Annotated in this window: 25 protein-coding genes; 18 read left to right on the top strand and 7 right to left on the bottom strand. The window is 69.0% G+C overall.

What is annotated here, in order from left to right:
• Window positions 1-9 precede the first annotated feature (9 nt).
• The 6 genes from ACTJLF_RS15660 to ACTJLF_RS15635 all read right to left on the bottom strand — a co-directional run bounded on the left by ACTJLF_RS15660 (window position 10) and on the right by ACTJLF_RS15635 (window position 4,108).
• A complete protein-coding gene (locus ACTJLF_RS15660; RefSeq protein WP_019655484.1) occupies window positions 10-267 on the bottom strand; it encodes an acyl-CoA-binding protein in 258 nt (85 codons plus the stop codon).
• A 92-nt stretch (window positions 268-359) separates the two neighbouring features.
• A complete protein-coding gene (locus ACTJLF_RS15655; RefSeq protein ID WP_440883404.1) occupies window positions 360-1,208 on the bottom strand; it encodes a hypothetical protein in 849 nt (282 codons plus the stop codon).
• A 4-nt stretch (window positions 1,209-1,212) separates the two neighbouring features.
• The gene (locus tag ACTJLF_RS15650) at window positions 1,213-1,908 is read right to left on the bottom strand and encodes a TetR/AcrR family transcriptional regulator (RefSeq protein WP_019655486.1); all 696 of its coding nucleotides are present in this window, start codon (window positions 1,906-1,908) and stop codon (window positions 1,213-1,215) included.
• A 148-nt stretch (window positions 1,909-2,056) separates the two neighbouring features.
• Window positions 2,057-2,539, bottom strand: coding sequence for a phasin family protein (locus ACTJLF_RS15645; RefSeq protein ID WP_132800019.1), 483 nt, complete (start codon window positions 2,537-2,539; stop codon window positions 2,057-2,059).
• Between the two features lie 112 nt (window positions 2,540-2,651).
• Window positions 2,652-3,101 (bottom strand): acyl-CoA thioesterase, encoded by a 450-nt coding sequence (locus ACTJLF_RS15640; RefSeq protein ID WP_019655488.1) that lies wholly within the window; start codon window positions 3,099-3,101, stop codon window positions 2,652-2,654.
• A 110-nt stretch (window positions 3,102-3,211) separates the two neighbouring features.
• Window positions 3,212-4,108 carry a LysR family transcriptional regulator gene (locus ACTJLF_RS15635; RefSeq protein ID WP_440883403.1) on the bottom strand — a complete coding sequence of 299 codons (897 nt, stop codon included), beginning with the start codon at window positions 4,106-4,108 and terminating at the stop codon, window positions 3,212-3,214.
• A gap of 121 nt (window positions 4,109-4,229) precedes the next feature.
• Between ACTJLF_RS15635 and gtdA the strand changes: the two genes are divergently transcribed.
• The 8 genes from gtdA to ACTJLF_RS15595 all read left to right on the top strand — a co-directional run bounded on the left by gtdA (window position 4,230) and on the right by ACTJLF_RS15595 (window position 12,709).
• On the top strand, window positions 4,230-5,291 hold the full coding sequence (gtdA, locus tag ACTJLF_RS15630) for a gentisate 1,2-dioxygenase (RefSeq protein ID WP_126184068.1): 1,062 nt from the start codon (window positions 4,230-4,232) through the stop codon (window positions 5,289-5,291).
• A gap of 70 nt (window positions 5,292-5,361) precedes the next feature.
• Window positions 5,362-6,066, top strand: a complete 705-nt coding sequence (locus tag ACTJLF_RS15625; RefSeq protein ID WP_126184067.1) for a fumarylacetoacetate hydrolase family protein — start codon at window positions 5,362-5,364, stop codon at window positions 6,064-6,066.
• 29 nt (window positions 6,067-6,095) lie between these two features.
• Complete coding sequence (locus ACTJLF_RS15620) at window positions 6,096-7,361, top strand: 3-hydroxybenzoate 6-monooxygenase (protein ID WP_440883402.1); 1,266 nt, start codon at window positions 6,096-6,098, stop codon at window positions 7,359-7,361.
• 69 nt (window positions 7,362-7,430) lie between these two features.
• Complete coding sequence (locus tag ACTJLF_RS15615) at window positions 7,431-8,408, top strand: Bug family tripartite tricarboxylate transporter substrate binding protein (RefSeq protein WP_019655493.1); 978 nt, start codon at window positions 7,431-7,433, stop codon at window positions 8,406-8,408.
• A gap of 96 nt (window positions 8,409-8,504) precedes the next feature.
• Complete coding sequence (locus tag ACTJLF_RS15610; protein ID WP_440883401.1) at window positions 8,505-9,482, top strand: Bug family tripartite tricarboxylate transporter substrate binding protein; 978 nt, start codon at window positions 8,505-8,507, stop codon at window positions 9,480-9,482.
• 124 nt (window positions 9,483-9,606) lie between these two features.
• Window positions 9,607-10,953, top strand: coding sequence for an FAD-dependent oxidoreductase (locus ACTJLF_RS15605; protein WP_132751951.1), 1,347 nt, complete (start codon window positions 9,607-9,609; stop codon window positions 10,951-10,953).
• Window positions 10,954-11,006: 53 nt separating this feature from the next.
• Window positions 11,007-11,711: a hypothetical protein gene (locus ACTJLF_RS15600; RefSeq protein WP_126184062.1), complete on the top strand. Its 705-nt coding sequence runs from the start codon at window positions 11,007-11,009 to the stop codon at window positions 11,709-11,711.
• A gap of 98 nt (window positions 11,712-11,809) precedes the next feature.
• Window positions 11,810-12,709: an acyl-CoA thioesterase gene (locus tag ACTJLF_RS15595; protein WP_019655497.1), complete on the top strand. Its 900-nt coding sequence runs from the start codon at window positions 11,810-11,812 to the stop codon at window positions 12,707-12,709.
• On the opposite strand, the gene ACTJLF_RS15590 is transcribed toward ACTJLF_RS15595, so the two are convergent.
• Complete coding sequence (locus tag ACTJLF_RS15590; RefSeq protein ID WP_126184060.1) at window positions 12,684-13,406, bottom strand: GntR family transcriptional regulator; 723 nt, start codon at window positions 13,404-13,406, stop codon at window positions 12,684-12,686. The two genes, ACTJLF_RS15595 and ACTJLF_RS15590, sit on opposite strands and share 26 nt — an antisense overlap.
• Window positions 13,407-13,553: 147 nt before the next feature.
• On the opposite strand from ACTJLF_RS15590, the gene ACTJLF_RS15585 reads away from it, so the two are divergent.
• From ACTJLF_RS15585 to ACTJLF_RS15540, 10 genes are all read left to right on the top strand, one after another.
• Window positions 13,554-14,333 carry an SDR family NAD(P)-dependent oxidoreductase gene (locus tag ACTJLF_RS15585; RefSeq protein WP_440883400.1) on the top strand — a complete coding sequence of 260 codons (780 nt, stop codon included), beginning with the start codon at window positions 13,554-13,556 and terminating at the stop codon, window positions 14,331-14,333.
• 46 nt (window positions 14,334-14,379) lie between these two features.
• On the top strand, window positions 14,380-15,606 hold the full coding sequence (locus ACTJLF_RS15580) for an ABC transporter substrate-binding protein (protein ID WP_132751953.1): 1,227 nt from the start codon (window positions 14,380-14,382) through the stop codon (window positions 15,604-15,606).
• Window positions 15,607-15,622: 16 nt separating this feature from the next.
• Window positions 15,623-16,525, top strand: a complete 903-nt coding sequence (locus tag ACTJLF_RS15575; protein ID WP_440883399.1) for a branched-chain amino acid ABC transporter permease — start codon at window positions 15,623-15,625, stop codon at window positions 16,523-16,525.
• Window positions 16,522-17,514, top strand: a complete 993-nt coding sequence (locus ACTJLF_RS15570) for a branched-chain amino acid ABC transporter permease (RefSeq protein ID WP_440883398.1) — start codon at window positions 16,522-16,524, stop codon at window positions 17,512-17,514. Before ACTJLF_RS15575 ends, ACTJLF_RS15570 begins: the two co-directional genes overlap by 4 nt.
• Window positions 17,511-18,287, top strand: coding sequence for an ABC transporter ATP-binding protein (locus ACTJLF_RS15565; RefSeq protein WP_354410650.1), 777 nt, complete (start codon window positions 17,511-17,513; stop codon window positions 18,285-18,287). Before ACTJLF_RS15570 ends, ACTJLF_RS15565 begins: the two co-directional genes overlap by 4 nt.
• Window positions 18,280-19,002 (top strand): ABC transporter ATP-binding protein, encoded by a 723-nt coding sequence (locus ACTJLF_RS15560; protein WP_440883397.1) that lies wholly within the window; start codon window positions 18,280-18,282, stop codon window positions 19,000-19,002. Before ACTJLF_RS15565 ends, ACTJLF_RS15560 begins: the two co-directional genes overlap by 8 nt.
• Before the next feature lie 194 nt (window positions 19,003-19,196).
• Window positions 19,197-19,946, top strand: coding sequence for an SDR family NAD(P)-dependent oxidoreductase (locus ACTJLF_RS15555; RefSeq protein ID WP_440883396.1), 750 nt, complete (start codon window positions 19,197-19,199; stop codon window positions 19,944-19,946).
• A 24-nt stretch (window positions 19,947-19,970) separates the two neighbouring features.
• A complete protein-coding gene (locus ACTJLF_RS15550) occupies window positions 19,971-20,714 on the top strand; it encodes an SDR family NAD(P)-dependent oxidoreductase (RefSeq protein WP_440883395.1) in 744 nt (247 codons plus the stop codon).
• Window positions 20,714-22,447: an FAD-dependent oxidoreductase gene (locus ACTJLF_RS15545; RefSeq protein ID WP_440883394.1), complete on the top strand. Its 1,734-nt coding sequence runs from the start codon at window positions 20,714-20,716 to the stop codon at window positions 22,445-22,447. Before ACTJLF_RS15550 ends, ACTJLF_RS15545 begins: the two co-directional genes overlap by 1 nt.
• Window positions 22,448-22,469: 22 nt before the next feature.
• Complete coding sequence (locus tag ACTJLF_RS15540; protein ID WP_440883393.1) at window positions 22,470-23,078, top strand: glutathione S-transferase; 609 nt, start codon at window positions 22,470-22,472, stop codon at window positions 23,076-23,078.
• Window positions 23,079-23,150 lie beyond the last annotated feature (72 nt).

The following is a 23,150-nucleotide window of genomic DNA, read 5'->3' as shown; positions in this document are numbered from 1 at the left end:
CCGGGCCGTTCAGCCGCGCAGCGACTCGATCAGGTCGATGTATTTCTGCTTGGCCTCGTCGGCGCTCAGGCCCTTCTGGGCCGTCCAGGCGTCCCACTTGGCGCGGGCGACGATGTCGCTGAAGCTGGGCTTCTTGGCGGTGTTGTCGCCTTCGGTGGCCTGCTTGAACAGGGCGTAGATCTTCAGCAGCGTCGGGTTGTCGGGGCGCTCGGCGAGCAGCTTGGAATTGGCCTGGGCGGTTTCGAACTGGGCGTTGAGGTCGGACATGTCGGTCTGGGAGATGTGAAGCGGAAAGCCCGCATCTTAAGTCCTGCGGTACACGAACGTACCGATGCCCGCCGGTGCTGCGGCGATACCGGTCAGTCCCGCAATCCGGCCCTTGCCAGCTCCACGTCCAGTCGCTCGCGCGCATCCGCCGGCACGAGCGCCGCCGCCTTCTCGTAGAGCCGCGTCGCCTCGGCCATGCGAGCCTCGCCGTGCAGCATCAACTGCGCGCGGGCGTATTCCATCATCCCGGCTGCCGACTGCGGGTGCAGCTCCAGACCGCGCTCGAAGAGTTCGAGCGAAGTCTCGGCGCGCACGCCGTAGGTCATGCGCCCGACCAGCGCGCCCACCTTGTCGATCACCTCGGCGTGGAACGAGGCCAGCGCGAGGTGCGCATCGGCGTGCCGGGGCTGCAGTTCGATCACGCGTTCCAGCGCGCCCTTGAGCTTGCTGCCCAGGCCCTGCGCCAGCGCGCGCGCCACGCTGATGCCCTGGCTGTAGCGGCCCAGCGCATAGGACTGCCAGTACAGCGCCTGGCAGTTGTCGGGCTCGGCCTCGGCCTGCGCGCCTGCGCGCTCGATCACCTGGCGGAACATCGAGAGCCGTGCCGATTCGCGCGGCTCCAGGTAGTTGGCGTAGATCGCGGTCGCCTGGTTGGCCAGCGCCATGCCCTCCGGGCCCTGCAGCAGGCCGATGGCCGCGGCGCGTTCGAACTCGCCGCTGTGGTACAGCGCCCAGCCCTCGGCGAGCGTCGATCCCTCGGCCGGCGGCGGCAGCGCGTGGCCGGCATGCAGGCGCGGCCAGTGCGACAGCACGCTGCGCGCGTCGTAGCGCGGCGAGTCGGCCCAGGGCAGGGGCGTCCAGGGCTCGGTGCCGGTGCCGGGGTTGGTGTTGGCCGCACCGGCGGACATCAGCGAAAGCGGTTTGAAATCGGGATGGGGCATGGTTCTAGACCGCCATGTCGACAGGAGTGGCCGCGGCGCCAGGGTCTTCGCCGTTGTAGGCATTGCCCAGCGCCAGCAGGTGACGCCGCTGTTCCGGGCCCAGGTAGGGCGCGAGCAGGTGCAGGGCGTGGAGCCCGCCGCGCATCAGCGCCCCCTGCGCATGCTCGGGTTCCAGCGCCTCGCGCGGGTTGCGCACGTATTCGTAGCTCAGCCAGTAGGTCAGCACCACCACCATGCTCTGCGCGAGCGTGTCGACCTCGTGCACGTCGATCTCCAGGTGGCCGGCGCGGCTCAGGCCGGCGATCAGTTGCCGGATGGCGCGTGCCTTGTTCTTCAGCACCAGCTGGAACTGGGTCTCCAGCCGGCGGTTCTTGCTGAGCAGGTCGTTGAGGTCGCGGTAGAGGAAGCGGTAGCGCCAGATCAGCTCGAACAGGCTGTGCATGAAGAACCAGGCGTCCTCCACGTCGTGCACGCCCTCGCTGGCGTGCAGCAGCTCGTCGAGCTCGGCCTCGTAGCCTTCGTAGAGCTTGTTGATCAGCTCTTCCTTGGCCGGGTAGTGGTAGTAGAGGTTGCCGGGGCTGATGTTGAGTTCGCCCGCCACCAGCGTGGTCGAGACGTTCGGCTCCCCGAAGCGGTTGAACAGGTCCAATGCGGCTTCGAGGATGCGTTGCGCGGTGCGGCGTGGCGCCTTCTTTGCCATGTCGGTGCCCCCGATGTCTCGTTCGTCTCTCTTGGGGACACTCTAGCGTATGTGCACCGCACCATGAAGGCGCGGGACATGATTTGCGGCGCCGCCGCTCTTGTGCAGTGCCGCAATCGCGGCCGCCACGCGGACGGCCCGCTCGGGGTCAGCCGGCCTTGCTGCGGCGCAAGGTCTTCTTGGCCGCGGGCGCGGCCGGCTTGCGGGCGGTGGTCTTGCGTGCGGCGGCGGCAGTGCCCTGCTGTGCCTTCTTCAGCTGGGCCTCCAATGCCTCGACGCGCGCCTGCAGCGCGGCCATGTCCGCGGCGCTGGGGGCGCCCAGCTTCTCCATCGCGCGGGCGACGCGCTCCTCGAAGATGTTCTCCAGCTTGCCCCACTGGCCCGCGGCCTTGGTGCCGAACTCGCTGGCGAAGCCCGCCATGCGCTGCTGTGCCTGGGACAGGGTTTCCTCGGCGGCCTGCTGGGTCTTCTTCTGCATGCCGGCGCCGTCGCGCACCAGCGCCTCGAAGGCCTTGCTGCCTTCCTGCTGCATCTTGGCGAAGGCACCGAGGCCGGCGAGCCAGATCTGCTGGGCGGAGTCCTTGATGCGGTCGGCGGCCTTGCCGTTGCTGTCGTCGTCCTGGGTAGCCATGCGATTTCTTCCTTTGCGTGCAAACAATCGCCTGACTCTAGCCGCCCGAGGGCCTCTTCATTAGAGCTTCGCGTCTATGGGGCGAAGCCATGGGTCGAAGCTGTGGGGCGGCTCAGGGCGTGCCGCTGGCCGCTCGGCTCGCGTCCAGGTGCGCCTTGGCGCGCTCGGCCAGCGCCATTTCGCCGGGGGTGCCGGGCACGTAGGCCTCGACCGGCAGGGGACGGCCGTGCGAATCGACCGAGACGAACACGATCAGGCATTCGGTGGTCTTTTCCATCGCGCCGCCCTTCATGTCGCCGCTGCGCACCTCCACGGAGATGTTCATGCTGGTCTTGCCGGTGTAGGCGAGGCGAGCCTCCACCTCGACGAGGTCGCCGATCATGATCGGCCGGTGGAAGCGGATGCTGCCGATGAAGGCGGTGACGCAGTAGCGCTTGGCCCAGCTGGTCGCGCAGGCGTAGCCGGCCTCGTCGATCCACTTCATGACGGTGCCGCCGTGGACCTTGCCGCCGAAGTTGACGGTGCTGGGCTCGGCGAGAAAACGCAGGGTGATCGAGGACATGGGGGCCGCCTTTGGTGGTGAATGTGGGCTGTGACTATGGAGTGGGGAGCCGCGATTATGCGAGCGGGCACCCCGCCTGCGGACGCCGCCGGTCGTCGCGGCGCGCGCGCTCAGCTCCCGCTGAACAGCTGCGCCAGCGTGCGCCGCAGCCAGGCATTGCCCGGGTCGGCATGGAAGCGCTCGTGCCAGTGCTGCTTCACCGCATAGTCCGACAGCGCGAAGGGCGGCTCCAGCAGCTTCACCGGCTCCTGCGTGGCCAGCACCTTGCCGAGGATGCGCGGCACCACCACCAGCAGCTCGGTCTGCGCCACGATGCGCGCCACGCTCAAGAAGCTCGACAGCCGCACCACCACGTTGCGCTTCAGGCCCAGCCGCGCGAGCGTGGTGTCGACGATGGCGTGTCCGGTGCCCGAGGTCGACACCACCGCGTGCGCCTCGGCCTCGAAGCGCTTGCGCGAGAGCTTCGTGCCGATGCGCGGATGGTTCCTCGCGGCGAGGCAGACGAAGTTCTGCATGAAGAGCGTCTGCTGGTAGAAGCCCGCGTCCAGCTGCGGCATGAAGCCCACGGCGAGGTCGACCTCGCCGTCCTGCAGCCGGCGGCCGCTGAGCGTGGAGATGATCTCCGTCTCGATGTGCACCCCCGGCGCCGCCTGGCGCAGGTGGTCGAGCAGGCCGGGCAGCAGCACCACCTCGCTGATGTCGGTCATGCAGATGCGGAAGCGCCGCTGCGCCTGCGCCGGATCGAAGCTGCTGCGGTTGCCCTGCGCCTGCGCGATCTGGGCCAGCGCCTCGCGCAGGTTCGGGTAGATGCGCTCGGCGTGCGGCGTGGGCTGCATGCCCTGCGCGGTGCGGGTGAACAGGCGGTCGTCGAAGTGGGTGCGCAGCTTGTTCAGCGCGGTGCTGGCCGCGGCCTGCGCCATGCCCAGGCGCTCGGCTGCCTTCGAGACGTTGCCGGTCTTGTAGACCTCGTCGAACACGGCGAGCCATTCGAGATCGAGCTTCGACATGCGGGACTCCTGCTTACGGCGAAAGGCACCATTATCGAAATTTCGAATTCCGTGTATTGGCTGTCGGTCTTGAGGAAATAGTGGTGCGCGCCAACAATGCCGCCAACGGAGACACCGCCCCATGAAACCCGCCCCCTCGAATGCGGCCGAGCGCCGCGACTATTACGACCGCATCCGCCCGCTGCACCTCACGCCGCTGTGGGAGTCGCTGCATGCGCTGGTGCCGCGCGAGCCGCAGACGCCGTGCGTGCCCGCGCTGTGGCGCTACGACGAGATCCGCCCGCTGCTGATGGAGTCGGCCGACCTCATCACCGCCGAGGAGGCCGTGCGCCGGGTGCTGGTGCTAGAGAACCCGGCGCTGCCCGGCAACTCGTCGATCACGCAGTCGCTCTACGCGGGCCTGCAGCTCATCATGCCGGGCGAGGTCGCTCCCTCGCACCGCCACGTGCAGTCGGCGCTGCGCTTCATCGTCGACGGCAAGGGGGCCTACACCACGGTGGGCGGCGAGCGCACCACCATGTACCCGGGCGACTTCATCATCACGCCCTCGTGGGCCTGGCACGACCATGGCAACGAAGGCATCGGCGGCAGCGTGGAGCCGGTGGTGTGGCTCGACGGCCTCGACATCCCGATGCTGCGCTTCTTCGACGCAGGCTTCGCCGAGAACGACGACTCCAAGGTGCAGCACGTCTCGCGCCCCGAGGGCAACAGCCTCGCGCGCTTCGGCCACAACATGGTGCCGGTGCGGCACGACCACGCATCGGCCACCTCGCCGATCTTCAACTACCCCTATGCGCGCAGCCGCGAGGCGCTGGCGCAGCTGCAGAAGCAGGAAGCGCCCGACGCCTGGCTGGGCCACAAGCTGCGCTACATCAACCCGCTGACCGGCGGCTCGCCGATGCCGACCATCGCGACCAACCTGCAACTGCTGCCGAAGGGCTTCACCGGCAAGGCGCACCGCGCGACCGACGGCGCCGTCTACAGCGTGGTCGAGGGCCGCGGCACGGCCGAGATCGCCGGCCAGCGCTTCTCATTCGGACCGCGCGACACCTTCGTGGTGCCCTCGTGGGCGACGCTGAAGCTGTCGTCGCCGGATGGAGACGCGGTGCTCTTCAGCTTCTCCGACCGCCCCGTGCAGCAGGCCATGGGCATCCTGCGCGAGGCCTTCCTCGAAGACGCCTGAAGCCCGGGCGCGCAGTTCCGATTTTTCTTTCTTTCTGACCGTGTGCCGCCCCGAGCGGCAGGAGCCTTCCATGTCCTTCGTCTTCACGCCTCCTTCCATCGTCGGCCTGCCCATCGCCGGCTCCGACCAGCAGTTCCCGGTGCGCCGCGTCTACTGCGTGGGCCGCAACTACGCCGCCCATGCACGCGAGATGGGCTTCGACCCCGACCGCGAGCCGCCTTTCTTCTTCTGCAAGCCCAACGACGACGCCTCGGTGGTGCCGGTGGCCGAGGGCGAGACCGCCTCCATTCCCTATCCGCCGCTCACCAGCAACTACCACTACGAGGCCGAGCTGGTGGTCGCCATCGGCAAGGGCGGCGCCAACATCCCGGTCGAGCAGGCCGCCAGCCACATCCACAGCTACGCCGTGGGCCTGGACATGACCCGCCGCGACCTGCAGATGAAGATGCGCGAGCAGGGCCGCCCGTGGGAGATCGGCAAGGCCTTCGACTTCTCCGCGCCCATCGCGCCGCTGCGCACGCTGGCCGACGTGGGCGAGATCAATGCCGGCGCCATCGTGCTCGAAGTGGACGGCGAAGTGCGCCAGAAGAGCGACATCACGCACCTCATCTGGTCGGTGAACGAAGTCATCGCCAATCTCTCGACGCTCTTCACGCTGCAGCCCGGCGACCTGATCTTCACCGGCACGCCCGAGGGCGTGGGCGCGGTGAAGCCGGGCCAGACGATCAAGGTGAGCATCGAGCGGCTGCCGTCGCTGACTGTGCATATCGACTGACCGAATCCACCGGAAAGCACGGGCCCGCCATGACTTCATCGAAGAACCCTCCCACCGTGCTGCTGGTCGGCGGCGGTATCGGCGGCATGGCCGCCGCGCTGGCGCTCGCGCGCCTGGGTGTTTCCATCGACCTGCTCGAGCAGAGCGCCACCATCGGCGAGATCGGCGCGGGCCTGCAGCTCGGCCCCAATGCCTTCGCGGCGCTCGACGCGCTGGGCGTGGGCGAGGCGGTGCGCCGGGGCTCGGTGTTCACAGACCGGCTGGTGATGATGGACGCCGTCGACTGCGGCGAAGTGGCCTCGGTGCCGGTGGGCGAGGCCTTCCGTGCGCGCTTCAAGAATCCGTATGCGGTGAGCCATCGCGCAGACCTGCACGGCGCGATCCACGAGGCGGTGAAGCAGCATCCGCTGATCCGCTTCCACACCTCGGCGCAGGTCGAGTCCATCGACCTGGGCGGGCAGGGCGTCACCGCAACGACGCGCGACGGCCGCAGCTTCAAGGCCGATGCCATCGTCGGCTGCGACGGCGTGAAATCGGTGGTGCGCAGCCGGCTCATCGGCGACGCGCCGCGCGTGTCGGGCCACGTGGTGTATCGCGCCGTGGTGCCCGCGGCCGACATGCCGGCCGACCTGCGCTGGAACGCGCCCGTGGTCTGGGCCGGCCCGAATTGCCACCTGGTGCACTACCCGCTGCGCCACGGCGAGCAGTACAACCTGGTCGTCACCTTCCACAGCCGCGAGAAGGAAGAGTGGGGCGTGACCGACGGCAGCAAGGAGGAAGTGCTCTCGTACTTCGAGGGCGTGCATGCGCGCCCGCGCCAGCTGCTCGACCGCCCGACCTCGTGGCGCCGCTGGAGCACCGCCGACCGCGACCCGGTCGAGCGCTGGAGCGAAGGCGCCGCCACGCTGCTGGGCGACGCGGCCCATCCGATGATGCAGTACCTCGCGCAGGGCGCGTGCATGGCGCTGGAAGACGCCGTGACGCTCGGCGAGGCGGTGAAGGCCTGCGGCTTCGACATGCCCGCCGCCTTCAGGCTCTACGAGGCGGCTCGGGTCGCCCGCACGGCGCGCGTGGTGCTGTCGGTGCGCGAGATGGGGCGCCTCTACCATGCCAAGGGCGTGGAGCGCCTCGTGCGCAACAACCTGTGGCCGGGCCGCACGCCCGAACGCTTCTACGATGCGGTCGAGTGGCTCTACGCCTGGCGGCCCGAGCGCTGCCTGGACGACGCGCCCGAGTCGCTGCGTCCTTCGGCCGCGGCCGTCGCCGAAGCCGCGGCCGTGCTTTCGCGACACTGAGGCAGTTTTCTTTCAACATTCATAACCATCGAGGCGACCATCCAGGTCCACGCCCAGGAGACAAGAGAGATGAACTTTTCGCGCGCACTGATGACGGGCCTGCTGGCCCTGACGGCTACCACGGGAGCACTGGCCCAGGCTTCCGACTACCCCAGCAAGCCCGTGACCCTGGTCACGCCCTTCGCCGCCGGCAGCGGCCCCGACGCGGTGCTGCGCCTCGTCTCGGACAAGCTCTCGCGCCTTTGGAACCAGCGCGTGGTCATCGACAACCGGCCGGGCGGCGGCGGCTTCATCGCCATCGACCAGGCCCGCCGCGGCGCGCCCGACGGCTACACGCTGCTGCAGCTGGACAGCGAGCACATCGCCGCGCTGCCGCACCTGTACAAGTCGCGCAACTTCGTGACGCTGCAGCATTTCGACCCAGTGGCCTCGCTCTTTCGCACGCCCTTCTTCGTGGCCGTGGGCACCGACTCCAAGTGGAAGAACATGGGCGACCTGATCGCCGCGGCCAAGGCCAACCCCGACGGCATCGTCTACGGCTCGTGGGGCGTGGGCAGCCCGGGCCACCTGGGTGCGCAGCAGCTGGAGGCGCTCACCGGCATCCACATGCGCCATGCTCCCTACCGCGAGGTGTCGCAGCTCTACTCGAACGTGGGCACCGGCGAAGTGCCGTGGGCCTTCGCGAGCATTCCGTCGAGCCAGGGCATCTACAAGGCCGGCAAGCTGCGCTACATCGCGGTGGCGGCCACCAAGCGCATCCCGCAGATGCCCGACGTGCCGACCATGGCCGAGGCCGGTGGCCCCGCCTCGCTGGAGGTCAATTCGTTCGTGTCGCTGCTCGCGCCCAAGGGCGTGCCGGCGGCCATCAAGGCGAAGATCAATGCCGACGTGGCCAAGGTCATCGCCGATCCCGAGATCCGCGCCCGCTTCGACACCTTCGCCTTCGAGCCGCTCGCATGGTCGCCCGAGGAAATCGAGCGCAATGCCGAGGCCAAGTCGAAGGTGTATGGCGAGCTGGTGCGAAGGGGCAACATCAGCCTCGAATAGCGAGGGCGCGCCGGACTTCGGTCTTGCCCGGCGTCTTGCGCGGCAGTTAAGCTGGCCCTCTTTGGTTTTTTGACGACTTTTTCACACTTTTTCTCCATGCACGCCACCAAGAGAGCCCTTTTGATCGCCTGCGGCCTGGCCGCCGCCGCCATGCTGCCGCTGAGCGCCAACGCAGACAACGCCGCCTGGCCGACCAAGCCGATCCGCCTGCTCGTGGGCTTCCCGGGCGGCTCCACGCCCGACATCGCCGCGCGCACCATCGCCGAGCCGCTGGCCAAGGCGCTGGGCCAGCCAGTGGTGGTCGACAACAAGGCCGGCGCCTCGGGCAACATCGCGGCCGACCAGGTGGCCAAGGCCAACGACGACCACACGCTGGGCATCGTCATCAACGGCAACCTCACGTCGTCGAAGATGCTGTACCCCAAGCTGCCCTACGACCCGGTCAAGGACTTCACCTACCTTTCGCTGATCGCGACCGCCCCGCTGGTGCTGGTGGCGCAGAACAACCTGCCCTCGGGCACCGCCTTCTTCGACGAAGGCCGCAAGGCCGGCGACAAGTGGAACTACGGCTCGGTGGGCATCGGCTCTGTCGGCCACCTGGGCATGGAGCTGCTCAAGACCCGCGTGCCCGGCTTCAGGCCCGAGCACGTGCCCTACCAGGGCAACCCGCAGGTCATCACCGCGATGCTGGGCGACCAGGTGCAGATGGGCCTGATCCCGCCGGGCGTGGCCATGCCGCAGATCAAGGCCGGCAAGCTCAAGGCCATCGGCCTCACGGGCGGCCGCAGTGCGCTGGTGCCCGAGATCCCGCCGCTGTCGGACGCCGGCGTGAAGGACTTCAACCTCGAGGTGTGGGTGGCGCTGCTGGGCCCGGCCAACCTCTCGAAGGTGGCGCAGGCTCGCATCAGCCGCGAGCTCGAGGCGATCATGAAGAACCCCGACGTGCGCCGCAAGCTCTTCGAGCAGGGCTGGCAGGCCGTGGGCACCTCGCCGGACGGCATGCGCACGCGCGTCAATGAAGAGGCCGCCATCATGACCAAGATCATTTCGGCCCGCGGCATCAAGCTGCAGTGAGCACACCCTCAGGCGCCGCGCACTTCGTGTCGCCGCGCCGACCCCCTTGCAGGGCGCGACACCGACGGACCGGCAAAGCCGGATCCGCGGTGTCTCCCGAACAGACATCCATGGACCTATCTGAATGACTTCCACATTGCATGAACCGGCGCGCGCGCTGCCGGTGTTCGGCGAGTACGACGTGGTGGTGGTCGGCGGCGGCCCCGCCGGCATCGCGGCTGCCGTGAGCGCCGCGCGCCACGGCGCCAGCACGCTGCTGGTGGAGCGCTACGGCTTCCTCGGCGGCATGGGCACCGCAGGCGGCGTCACCAACTTCGCGGGCCTGTACGGCAAGCGCAAGGGCGAGATGACGCAGCTGGTGCGCGGCGTCGTCGACGAGCTCATCGACCGCATCGCCGCGCTCAACGGCATGAACCAGCCGCAGAACGGCATGGGCGGGCGCATCTGCGTGCGCTCGTACGACACCTCGGCCTACAAGCTCGCCGCCGACCAGCTGCTGGGCGACGCGGGCGTGAAGCTGCTGTTCCACGCGCTGGCGGCGGCCGTGGTGCTCGAGGGCAAGCGCATCGCCGCGCTGGTGGTCGAGACCAAGTCGGGCCGCCAGGCGATCCGCGCCAACGCCTTCATCGACGCCAGCGGCGACGCCGACGTAGCCGCCTTCGCGGGCGTGCCCTTCGAAGTGGGCGACGGCCACGGCAGCGGACTCTTCCCGACCACCATGTTCCGCATCGGCCAGGTCGACGCGCCGGCCGCGCTGGAGGCGGTGGGCGAGTTCAAGGCCATCAACGACTTCATGGCGCGCGCCGAGCAGCACAAGCCCGGCGTCTACAGGTTCCCGCGCGAGGGCGCGATCCTGCGTCCCAACAAGGACCCGCGCGAGTGGCGCGCCAACGTCACGCAGATCCGCAATTCGCAGGGCCGCGCGATGAACGGCGTCGATGCGCGCGAACTCTCCGAGGGCGAGCTCGAAGGGCGCCGCCAGATCAGCGAGTACTTCAAGTTCCTGAAGGCCGAGGTGCCGGGCTTCGCGCAGTCGGCCATCGTCGAGATCGCGCCGCAGGTCGGCATCCGCGAGACGCGGCGCATCCAGGGCCTGTACGCGCTCGGCCGAGAGGACATCCTGGGGTCGGCGAAGTTCGACGACAACATCGGCCTCAATGCATGGCCGATGGAGATGCACGCCGACGGCCGCATCGAGTGGGCTTTCCCGCGCGACGAGGACAACGCCTACAACCACCTGCCCTGGCGCATGCTGGTGCCGCAGACCCTCGACAACCTGCTGGTGGCCGGGCGCTGCGCGTCGATGACGCACGAGGGCCAGTCGGCCGCGCGCGCCAGCGGCGGCTGCTTCGTCATGGGGCAGGCCGCGGGCACGGCGGCGGCGTCGGTGGGCGCGGGCAGCTTCGCCTCGGTCGACATCCCGGCGCTGCAGAAAAAGCTGGCCGCCGACGGCGTCGACCTCGACCGCTGAGCGGCGGGGCGCGCTAGAGTCCGGGGCAGGATGAACTCGACCCCGGACGCAACGTGAACCTCCCTTCGCCGCCGGCCACTTCGTTGCCCGCCGCCACGCGCCGCGCTCTCCTGGCACTTTTGTGCGCCGTGCCCGGCCTCATGCTGTGGGGCTGCGCGAGCACGCCGGAGGGCGAGCCGGTGCACGGCAAGGAGGCGATGGTGAGCTTCCTGGCCAGCAAGGACGGCCGCAAGCTGGTCATCGTCGGCGAGAAGCACCACTACGTGTTCGACGGCGACCCGTCCGTGGCCTCGATGCTTCGCTGGGAAGGGCGCACGAAGATCTCGCCGGCGCTGGCCGGCGAAGTCAAGGTGGCGCGCAACCAGAGCTTCGAGGGCCAGTACGTGCTGATGGCCTTCGACGCCGACCTCACGCCCGAGGACCAGGTCTTTCTCACGCAGACCGGCTTCGCGAAGACCGAGGTGAAGTACGGCGACCGCACCGGCCCGGCGCTGCGCTACATCGGCACCGCCAGGGGCAAGCGCTACGAGGCCGGCGTGCTGAAGGAAGGCGAGGGCGTCGACTTCTCGCGCACCCACTACCTGAAGTACGTCGAGGAGGAAACCGCCACCGGCCCCGCCGAGAAGGCAGCGCCCACGCCGCTGGGCCGCGCCGCCGACGGCTCGCTGGTGCTCGGCGGGGCCCCGCTGGCCGTGGTGCAGGGCGGCACCGACTACAGCTGCCGCGCGCGCTTCATGGACGTCTGCTTCTTCAGGTAGCGGCCCCGGGCTGCTGCTGACAGCCCCGCGACAGGCGTCAGGCGCAGGCTTTGCTATGTTCGAGGGTTGCCTTTTCGAACGATTTGCCTGCCTTCCCGATGACCACCGATCCCGCCACCGCCTCCCGCCTCGTCGATGAACTCGTCTCGCTCATGCAGCTCGAGCCGCTGGGCGGCGACCGCTTCCTGGCCCAGAGCGAAGATATCGGCACGCCCGCCGTGTTCGGCGGCCAGGTGCTCGGCCAGTCGCTGATGGCCGCGAGCCTCACCGTGGGTGCCGAGCGGCCGGTGCATTCCATGCACGCCTATTTCCTGCTGCCGGGCGAGCATGCGCCCATCGAGTACAGCGTTGACCGCGTGCGCGACGGCCGCAGCTTCACCACCCGCCACGTGGTGGCGCGCCAGCAGGAGCGCATCATTTTTGAAATGTCCGCCTCGTTCCAGACCGTGGACGAAGGCGTCGAGCACCAGTTCGACATGCCCGAGGTGGAAGGCCCCGACGGGCTCGTCAGCGAGCTGGACCAGCGCATCGCGCTCGGCGATCGCCTGCCCGAGCCATGGCGCACCAAGGCGATCCAGCCGCACGGCATCGAGTACCGCCGCGTCGACCCCGAGGACCTGATCGCGCCGCAGGTGCGTCCGACCTCGGCGCAGAGCGCGATCTGGATGCGCGCCATCGCGCCGCTGCCCGACGACCCGATGGTGCACCGCGCGCTGCTGGCCTACGCCTCCGACCACGGTCTGCTGCGCGCCGCGATGCTGCCGCACGGCCTGAGCTTCATGAGCGGGCAGGTGCGCCCCGCCAGCCTCGACCACGCGATGTGGTTCCACCGCGACTTCCGCATGGACGACTGGCTGCTGTACGTGCTCGATTCGCCCAGCGCGGGCGGCGCGCGCGGCCTGTGCCGCGGCAGCCTCTATGCGCGCGACGGCCGGCTCGTGGCCTCGGCGGCGCAGGAGGGCATGCTGCGCATCAGGAAGCCGGCGGCTCGTTCGTGACGAGCGTGGGCGGCAGCCCCTCGCGACTGCGCTCGTCGAGCAGCCGCTGGTAGTTGTCGCGCAAAAGGATGCCCGCGTAGTACACGTGCTCGCGCATCAGCTGCTCGGCGCGGGCCGCGTCGCCTGAGATCACGGCCTGCACGATGCGGTGGTGGTCGTCGTGCGAACGCAGGATCACGCCGTGGTCGTTCCACAGCATGATCCGGTCCGACGCGAAGGGCACCGCCTGCGCCTGCGCGCCGAAGCGCACCACCCACGGGTTGCGCGCACCGTGCATCAGCGTGTTGTGCAGCTTCACGTTCATCTGCTGGTAGGGCGCGAGGTCTTCCACCAGCAGCTTTCCCTTGGCCAGTATCTCGTCGCCCTCGCGCAGGCACTCGCGCAGCAGGGCCGCGGTGGGCTCGTCCACGCCCAGCGAAGCGAAGCGCCGGCAGGCCAGGCCCTCGAGCACCGAGCGCACCTCGTAGGCCGCGAGGATGTCCTCGAGCGCGAAGGCGCGCACCAGGTAGCCCTTCTTCGGCTGGTGGTCGATCAGCCCTTCCATCGCCAGCGCGGCAAGCGCGGCGCGCACCGGCGTGCGCGAGACCTTGAGGCTTTCGGCGATCGGTACTTCCTCCACGCGCATGCCCGGCGAGAGCCTGCCGTGAAGGATCCAGGTGCGCAGCGTCTCTGTGACTTGTTGGGAGAGTGTGTCCATGTCAGGTATACATGATGCCGGGAAATTGAGCTGATAGTTCGAATTGTTAGGGTAAACGAGGGCGCATGAATGATTTCATGTATACACAATGCGGCCCTCGATCAACTTTCAAGCCGCCCCTGCGCGGCCCTGGAGACCCTTCAGCCCATGGCGGACCATCATGCACAACCCCACGGCCGGCTGGCCCTCGTGACCGGCGGCGGCCGGGGCATCGGCGAGGCCGTGTGCCGCCGCCTCGCCGCCAGCGGCTATCGCGTCGTCGTGGCCGACATCGACGGCGCCAATGCGCGCGCCGTGGCGCAGTCGCTCGGGGAAGGGCACCACTTCCGCCAGTTCGACGTGAGCGAGGAAGCGGCCGTCGAGGCCGTGTTCGACGACATCGAGGGCAGCATCGGCCCGGTCGCGGCGCTGGTCTGCGTGGCCGGCGTGCTGCTGATGCCGGGCGGCGAGCGCTCCCTCATCAAGCACACCACGCTGGAAGACTGGGAACGCACCTTCGCCGTGAACGCGCGCAGCGTGTTCCTGTGCGGGCGTGCATACCTGCGCCGGCGCGAGGCGAAGCCCGTGGCGCACGGGCGCATCGTCACCTTCGGCTCGGTGGCGGCACAGCTCGGCGGCTACCGCTCCAGCGCCACCTACATCGGCGCCAAGTCGGCGGTGCTGGGCCTGACCAAGGCGATGGCGCGCGAATCGGCGCACATGGGCATCACCGTCAATTCGGTGGCGCCGGGCCTGATCGACACCGACATGCTGCGCGGCACCGTGCGCAGCAGCGGCGCGCTCGACGCGGCCGCCGCCAACATCCCGCTCGGGCGCATCGGCACGGTGGACGACGTGGCCGGCGCAGTCGACTACCTGGTCTCGGAACAGGCGGCCTACATCACGGGCAACGTGATCGACGTCAACGGCGGCTACCGCATGCAGTAGCGCGGCGGCGCGGGTCCTTCAGCATTCATTCCAACGGAGACAGCTCATGAAAAAGAACTTCCTTGTTTCTGCCCTTGCACCCTTCGCACTCGGCGCGGCGCTGTGCGCGACGGCGCCCGCCGCGCTGGCGCAGGCCGAGCCCGGCATCACCGACAAGACCATCAGGATCGGCATGTTCTCGCCGATGTCGGGCGCGTCGATGAACTACGGCTTCGACGTCATCAACGCCGCGAAGATGTACTACGACAAGATCAACAAGGAAGGCGGCGTGAACGGCCGCAAGATCGAGCTGGTGGTGGAGGACGACCGCTGCAACGCCAACGACCTGCTGGCCGCGGTGAAGAAGCTCACCGAGCAGGACCAGGTGTTCCTGCTCAACGGCGGCTCCTGCTCGGCGGCAGTGGTGGGCGCGCGCGAATACGTCGAGCGCGCGAAGATCCCGCTGGTGATGCTCAACGCATCGGGCGACGGCGCGCTGTATCCGCCTTCGAAGTACATCTACGGCGCCTTCTCCATCTCGCAGCACGCGGTGGGCGGCTCGATGGTGCAGTTCGCGAGCGAGCACCTCAAGGCGAAGAAGATCGGCTACATCAACCACGACGACGCCTACGGCGGCTGGAACCTGGAGTCGGCCCAGGCGCAGGCCAAGGCGCTCGGCGGCATCGACCTGCAGGTGCAGTCGGTCAACCCGAACATCACCGACGTCACGGCGCCGATGCTGAAGATCAAGGCCGCCAACCCCGACGTGCTGCTGCTCACCACCTATGCGCGCCCTGTGAGCCTGATCGTCAAGCGCGCCTTCGAGCTTGGCTTCAACAAGCCCATCGTGCTGGCCGTGAACTCCACCGCCGACCTCAAGCAGCTGGTGGAGAACGTGGGCAACAAGGACGCCTTCAAGAACGTCTACATCCAGGAAGTGCTGGCCGACGTGCCCGGCGGCCCCAAGCTGAAGTGGGTGTACGACATGTACAAGGCCGCCTACCCCGACCTGGCCTCCAAGCCCGGCTATCCGCAGACCTACATGCCCTACGGCATTCCCTCGGCCATGGCGGTGGTCAACGCGCTCAAGGCGGCCGGGCCGAACCCGACGCGCGAGAAGGTGCTCACGGCGCTGTCGACGATGAAGTTCGACTCCGGCGTGATGGCGGGTCCGATCGAGTTCGGCCCCGACGACCGCGCCGCGCAGGAAGCGGCCATCTACATCAAGTTCGACGCAACCAACATGACGCTCGTGCCCGGCAGCTACAAGAGCGTGTGGAAGTACAAGCCCTGAGGACGGCCGCGAACCCATGAGCCTTTCCGATATCTGGCTTTTCGTGCAGCAGGGCGTGCTGTCCGGCATCGTGACCGGCAGCGTCTACGCGCTGCTCGCGGTGGCGATCGTCATGGTCTTCAAGACCACCGACGTGCCCAACTTCTCGCAGGGCGAGATCTTCATGGCCGGTGGCTACGCCGCGCTCTTCCCGCTCGTGGTGTGGGGCTGGCCCTACTGGGGCGCGGTGCTCGCGAGCATCGCGGTCACGGCCCTGCTCGCGGCGCTCTTCCAGCGCGTGGTGATGCAGCGCGTGACCGCCTCGCGCGGCGTGGGCGTGCAGCTCGTCATCGCCACGCTGGGCTTCGCCTACCTGCTCAAGGGCCTGGTTCGCAAGACCGGCCTGGGCGACACGCCGCGCTCGCTGCCCTCGCTGGTGCCGCAGGACCCGATCACCGTCGGCCAGGCCTCGCTCACGCTGCTCGACCTCGCCATCCTCGGCTCGGCGCTGGTGACGATGGTGCTGCTGTACCTGATGTTCACGCGCACCCGCACCGGCCAGGCCATGCGCGCGGTGGGCATGAACCCGCGCGGCGCGCAGATCGTGGGCGTGAAGCTCGGCAGCATCCGCATGCAGATCTGGGCGCTCACCGGCGTCATCTCGGCCATCTCGGCGCTGCTCATCACGCCCAAGATCCTCATCACGCCCGACATCGGCCACATCGCGATCCTGGCTTACGCGGCCGCCATCGTCGGAGGCTTCACCAGCCTGCCGGGCGCGGTGGTGGGCGGCTTCATCATCGGCATCGTCGAGAACCTGGTGGGGCTCTTCATTTCGTCCAACGCCATCGTGGTCGCGCCCTTCGTGGCGATCATGGTGGTGCTGCTGGTGCGCCCGCAGGGCCTGCTGGGCGGCAAGCCGCAGGTGAAGAAGGTATGAACGCGTCGTCGGCTTCTTCCTCTTCCTCCCCCTGGCGCGACCGCGCGGTGCTGCTGGCCATGGCGCTGGTGCTCGCGGTGCTGCCCTTCACCGCCAGCGGCTACGTGCTGTACGTGGTCAACCTGCTGATGGTGTTCGCCGTGCTCGCGCTCGGCATGCACCTGGTCATCGGCGAGACGGGGCAGTTCGCGCTCTCGCATGCGGCCTTCTTCGGCATCGGCATCTACACCGCCGGGCTCATCAACAACCAGTGGCAGCCGCCGTTCTTCGTGTCCATCCTCGCGGGCGCGCTGCTGTCGGCCGCGCTGGGCTGGGTCATCGGGTTGCTGGCGCTGCGCATGCGCGACATCTACCTCGCGCTCGCCACCTTCGCCTTCGGCGAGGCGATGCAATGGGTGTTCCTGAACTGGGAGTCGGTGACCAACGGCTCCAACGGCATGCAGATGAAGCCGGCGTCTCTGGGCGGCCTGCAGCTGATGAACGACCTGCAGGCGTATCCCTTCGTGGTGGTCATCGCGGCGGCCATGCTGTGGCTCACGGTGGCGCTGTCGCGCTCGCGGCTGGGCTCGGCCTTCCGCGCGGTGCGCGAGAGCGACGTGGCGGCCGTGGCCATGGGCGTGAACACGCGCGCGGTGAAGATCACGGCCTTCGTGCTGTCGGCGGCCTTCGCGGGCGTGGCGGGCGGCATGTACACGCTCTTCACCTCGTTCATCCACCCCGAGAGCCTGGGCTTCCAGACCACGATCCTGATCCTCACGATGGTGGTGGTGGGCGGCCTCGGCTCGGTGCGCGGCGCGGTGGCGGGCGCCATCGTGTTCGGCCTGGTGTCGGAGCTGCTGCGGCAGGCGCCGTCGTACCAGGAGATCATCTACGGCGGCATCCTCATGCTCTTCATGATGTTCCTGCCCAAGGGCATGGCATCCCTGTTCGCGGTGCGCCGCAAGGCGCAGCGCGCGAGCTCGGCCAGCGTACAGGAGGCCGTGCGATGAGCGCGACCGCATTCCTCGACGTACGCGACATCAGCGTGGTGTTCGGCGGCCTCAAGGCGGTGAACGGCCTCTCGTTCCAGGTGGAGCAGGGCCGCATCCACGCGCTGATCGGGCCGAACGGCGCGGGCAAGTCGACCACCTTCAACTGCATCTCGCGCTTCTACACGCCCAGCAGCGGCAGCGTGAGCTTCGAGGGCCGCGAGCTCACGCGCGTGGCGCCGCACCGCATGGCCTCGCTGGGCATCGCGCGCACCTTCCAGAACCTGGAGCTCTTCGCCGAGCTGTCGGTGCTGGAGAACGTGCTGCTCGGCACCCACGCACGCGCCGCCGGCACGCTGGGCCGGCTGCTGCGCCGGCCCGACCGCGAGACCGAGGACTACGCCCTGCACCTGCTGGAGCGCGTGGGCCTGGTCGACGAGCGCGACCAGCCCGCGCGCGACCTCGACTTCGGCCGCCAGAAGCTGCTGGAGCTGGCGCGCGCGCTGGCCATCAGGCCCAGGCTGCTGCTGCTCGACGAGCCGGCCGCCGGCCTGCGCAACCGCGAGATCGAGAGCCTCGACCGGCTGCTGAAGGAGCTGGTGGCGCGCGACGGCATCACTGTGCTGCTGGTCGAGCACGTGATGCAGCTGGTGATGTCGATCTCGGACCGCATTACCGTAATGGCCTTCGGCGAGAAGATCGCCGAGGGCACGCCTTCGGAGATCGGCAGCAATGCGCGCGTGATCGAGGCCTATCTGGGCAAGGGGAATGGGAAGGGAGCCGCGCATGGCTGAGGAAGCACTGTTGTCGCTGCGCGGCATCTCGGCGGCGTACGGCCGCATCCAGGCTCTCTGCGACGTGTCGGTGGAAGTGCCAGAGGGGAAGATCGTCGCGCTGCTCGGCAGCAACGGCGCGGGCAAGACCACCACGCTGAACTGCATTTCGAACATCGTCGATTGCACCGAAGGCGAAGTGCGGCTCGCGGGCGAGCGCATCGACAGGCTCGGCTCCGACGCGCTGGTCAAGCGCGGCATCGTGCAGGTGCCCGAGGGCCGGCAGGTGTTCCGCGACATGAGCGTGCGCGAGAACCTCGACCTTGGCGCCTACCTGCGGCGCGACCGCACGGGCATCCGCAACGACCTGGAGGCGGTGTATGCGATGTTCCCGCGCCTGAAGGAGCGCCAGGGCCAGATGGCCGCCACGCTCTCGGGCGGAGAGCAGCAGATGCTGGCCATCGGCCGCGCCGTGATGGCGCGCCCGCGCGTGATGCTGTTCGACGAGCCGTCGATGGGACTGTCGCCGCTGCTGGTGGAGCAGATGTTCGGGATCATCGAGCAGCTGCACCGCGAACAGAAGATCACCATCCTGCTGGTCGAGCAGAACGTGCAGCTCGCGCTGGCGGTATCGAGCTACGGCTACATCCTGGAGAACGGCGAGATCTCGCTGCACGGGCCTGCTGCGCAGCTGGCCAACGACGAGGCCGTGCGCCGTGCCTACCTCGGCGTCTAGTCATGTTGCACACCCCCCAGTCTTCGCGCACTTCGTGTCGCGCGCGCCAACCCCCTTGCAGGGGGCGACACCCGCGGCCCGGCAAAGCCGGTTCCGCGGTGTTCCGCGAAAGGATTCCGACCGCCTCGCAAAGAAGTGCTTGCGCGAGAGACCTGCCAACCATTGACGTTCAACGATCTCCATAAGGCAATTCCATGCTTCTCGAAGACAAACTCGCGCTCGTCACCGGCGCCGCGCGCGGCCTGGGTGAGGCCATCGCGCGGCGCATGGCCACCGAGGGCGCGCACGTGCTCGTGGTGGACCGCGACCTCGACGTGGCCCGGCAGGTGGCCGCGTCGATCCGCGAAGCTGGCGGCCGCGCCGATGCCGACAGCGTCGACGTGAGCGACGCCGCGGCGGTCGATGCGCTGGCCGCGCGCATCGCCGCGTCGCACGGCGACATCGACATCCTGGTGAACAACGCCGGCATCTCTGCGCGCTCGAAGTTCGACGAGCCCGGCGCGCGCGAGGCCTGGGACCGCGTGATGTCGGTCAACCTGCAGGGCGTGTTCAACGTGTCGCAGGCCTTCGTGCCCGCGCTCAAGCGCACGCAGGGCAGCATCGTGAACCTCTCTTCCATCGTGGCCTTCGGTGCGGGCATCTCGTCGGCCGGCTACGTGGTGGCCAAGGGCGGGGTGCGCTCGCTCACGCAGGTGCTGGCGCGCGACCTCGCGCCCTACGGCGTGCGCGTGAACGCGGTGGCGCCGGGCCTGATGGTCACCGACATGACGGCAGGGCAGCGCGAGACCGAGCACGGCACCGACTGGTATCTGAGCCGCGTGCCCGTCAAGCGTCACGGCGAGGCGGACGAGATCGCGGGGCCGGTCGTATTTCTCGCTTCCTCGATGGCGAGCTACGTCAATGGCGTGGTGCTGCCTGTCGACGGCGGCTACCTGGCGGTCTGACGGCCGCCTTCCAACGGAACGAACATGAACAACAGCAGTGAAGAGAAACCGCTGGTCCTCGTGACCGGCGGTGCCAGCGGCATGGGCCGCGCCATCGTCGAGCGCATGGCACGCGACGGATGGCGAGTGGTGATGGCCGACTACAACGGCGAGCTCGCCGAACGCGAGTCGCAGGCGCTGCGCGCCGCGGGCCTGGACGTGGATTGCCGCGCCATCGACCTCACCGACGAGTCTGCGGTGCGCGCGATGGTGCAGGCGCTGCCGCCGCTCACCGCGCTGGTCAACAACGCGGGCATCTTCGACGAGCGCAAGTTCCTTGAGGTGAGCTCCGCCGACTTCCGCCGCATGTACGAGGTCAACCTGCTGGCCGTGGCCACGCTCACGCAGGAGGCCGCGCGCAGGATGGCGGACGGCGCACGCATCGTCAACATCGCGTCGCGCGCCTACCTGGGTGCGAAGAACCATCCGCACTACGTGGCCTCGAAGGCCGCGCTGGTGGGCTACACGCGCGCCAGCGCGATGGAGCTGGCACCGCGCGGCATCATGGTGAACGCCATCGCGCCGGGGCTCATCGACACGCCGCTGCTGCGCGCGCTCACGCCCGAGCGGCTGGCCGCGCAGCTCGCGCTGCAGCCCACCGGCGCCGCCGGCCGGCCCGAGGACATCGCCAACGCGGTGGCCTTCTTCGCGTCGCCATCGACCTGCTTCGTGACGGGGCAGGTACTCTTCGTCGACGGCGGCAAGTCGCTCGGCGGCTCGGGGGCCTGATGGCGCAACAGCAGCAACAACAGGAACCGCAGGACAAGAGCGGGTACGACGTCGTCGTCATCGGCAGCGGCGCGGGCGGACTCTCGGCCGCGCTCACCGCGAAGCTCGAGGGGCTCGACGTGCTGGTGCTCGAGAAGACCGACCGCATCGGCGGCTCGACGGCGATCTCGGGCGGTGCCGTCTGGGTGCCCCTCAACGACCAGGCGGAAGCAGCCGGCCATCCCGACACCCGCGAGAAGGCCCTGACCTACCTGCAGAACACGGTGGGCGCAGCCGGCGACGAGGCGCTGCGCCACGCCTTCCTCGACGCCGGTCCGCGTGCGCTGCGCTACCTGCGCGAGCACACCGACGTGGAGCTCGCGGCCCGCACCTACTCGCCCGACTACTACCCCGACCGCGAAGGTGCCGCCATGGGCGGACGTTCGCTCGACCCCATCGAGTTCGACGGCCGCCTGCTCGGCGCTCACTTCAAGACCCTGCGCGATCCGCTGCCCGAGTTCTGCGTGCTCGGCGGGATGATGGTCAACATGACGGACGTGAAGCACCTGCTCGGCGTCTGGCGCTCCCTTGCCTCGTGGAAGCACGGCGTGAAGCTGGTGCTGCGCTACTTCGGCGACCGGCTGAGCGGCCACCACCGCGGCACGCGCGTGCTGCTGGGCAACGCGCTGGCGGCCCGGCTCTTCCACAGCGTGCTGAAGGAGGGCATTCCGTTCTGGACCGGCACGCCGGCATTGGGCCTGGAGCAGGACGCGGACGGCAGGGTCACGGGCGTGAAGCTTCGTCGGGACGGAAGGGAGATCACGGTGCATGCGCGCCGCGGCGTGGTCGTCGCGACGGGCGGCTTTCCCTGGAATGCGGCCCTGCGCGGCCAGCACTATCCGGCGCCCACGGGGCCGTATTCGATGTCCCCGCAGGACAACACGGGCGAGGGCATCGCCATGGCGCGCGATGCCGGAGGGACGCTCGGCACCGGCCTCGCGGGTCCGGCGCTGTGGGCGCCGGTGTCGCTGCTCACGCGGCCCGACGGCAGCGTGCTGCGCTATCCGCACCTGGTGTGGGACCGCGCCAAGCCGGGCCTCATCGCGGTCGATGCGCGCGGCGAGCGCTTCGTCAACGAATCGACCTCGTACCACGAGTTCGTGCGCGGCATGTACCGCGCGAATGAAAAGGCGCCGGCCATTCCAGCGCTGCTGGTCTGCGACAGCGACTTCGTCGAGAAGTGGGGCCTGGGCCTGGCGCTGCCCGGCGGGCGCCCGCGCGAGCACCTCGTGCGCGCGGGCTACCTCTTGCGCGCCGATACGCTGGAAGGCCTGGCGAAGCAGGCGGGCGTGGATCCGGCCGGCCTCGTGCGCACGGTCGCCGCATACAACCCGCCCGCCGCGCAGGGCCAGGACCCGGCCTTCGGCAAGGGAGGCGACGCCTACAACCGCTACCTCGGCGACCCCGACCATCAACCCAACGCCTGCCTCGCGCCGGTGCAGAAGGCACCGTTCTATGCGGTGAAGGTGTACCCGGGCGACATCGGCACGGCGCTCGGCATCCGCGCCGACGGCAACGCCCGCGTGCTCGATGCGCAGGGCGCGCCCATCGCCGGCCTCTACGTCGCGGGCAACGACATGCACTCGGTGATGGGCGGCGAGTACCCCGCACCCGGCATCACCCTCGGACCCGCGCTAACCTTCGGCTGGGTCGCAGGCATGCACCTGGCCCACGGCTGCGAGGCACGCGTCTGAAACACAAGCTCCCGACATCGTCATGAAAATCTTCTTCTCCCCCGCTTCCCCCTTCGTGCGCAAATGCATGGTCGTGGCCCACGAACTGGGCATCGCCGACCGCATCGAGAAGCTGCCCAGCGCGGCCGGCCCGGTCAAGCGCGACGCCACCATCATCCCGAAGAACCCGCTCGGCCAGGTGCCGACCTTCATCACCGACGACGGCCAGGTGCTGTTCGACAGCCGCGTGATCTGCGAGTACCTGAACGCCACGCAGTCGGGCAAGCTGTTCCCGGCCGACGGCTCCGAACGCTGGGCGCGCCTGACCGAACTCGCGCTGGCCGACGGCATGACCGGCGCCGCATTGCTCGCACGCTACGAGAACGTGCTGCGCCCCGAGGAGCTGCGCTGGCCCGACTGGACCGAGGGCCAGCTCGCCAAGGTGCACACCGGCCTCGAATGGCTGGAGACCGCCGCGCCTTCCTTCGGCGACCGCGTCGACATCGGCACCATCGCCTTCGGCTGCGCGCTGGGCTACATGGACTTCCGCTTTCCCTCCGTGGACTGGCGCACCGGGGCGCCGAACAGCGCGAAGTGGTTCGAAGCGTTCAACCGGCGGGCTTCGATGCAGGCGACCCTGCCTGCGGCCTGACATCGCCCGGCGCTCCCAGGCCCTCGGCCTCATCTGGCAGGAAACCGGATTCCTTGGCTAAATGCGGTCTCT

The sequence above is a fragment of the Variovorax sp. 22077 genome (genome assembly GCF_052044195.1).
In the GTDB taxonomy this organism is placed as follows: Bacteria; Pseudomonadota; Gammaproteobacteria; order Burkholderiales; family Burkholderiaceae_C; genus Variovorax; species Variovorax atrisoli.
Note: the sequence above shows the minus strand (reverse complement) of the source record. Positions and strands in the feature narration are given on the sequence as shown.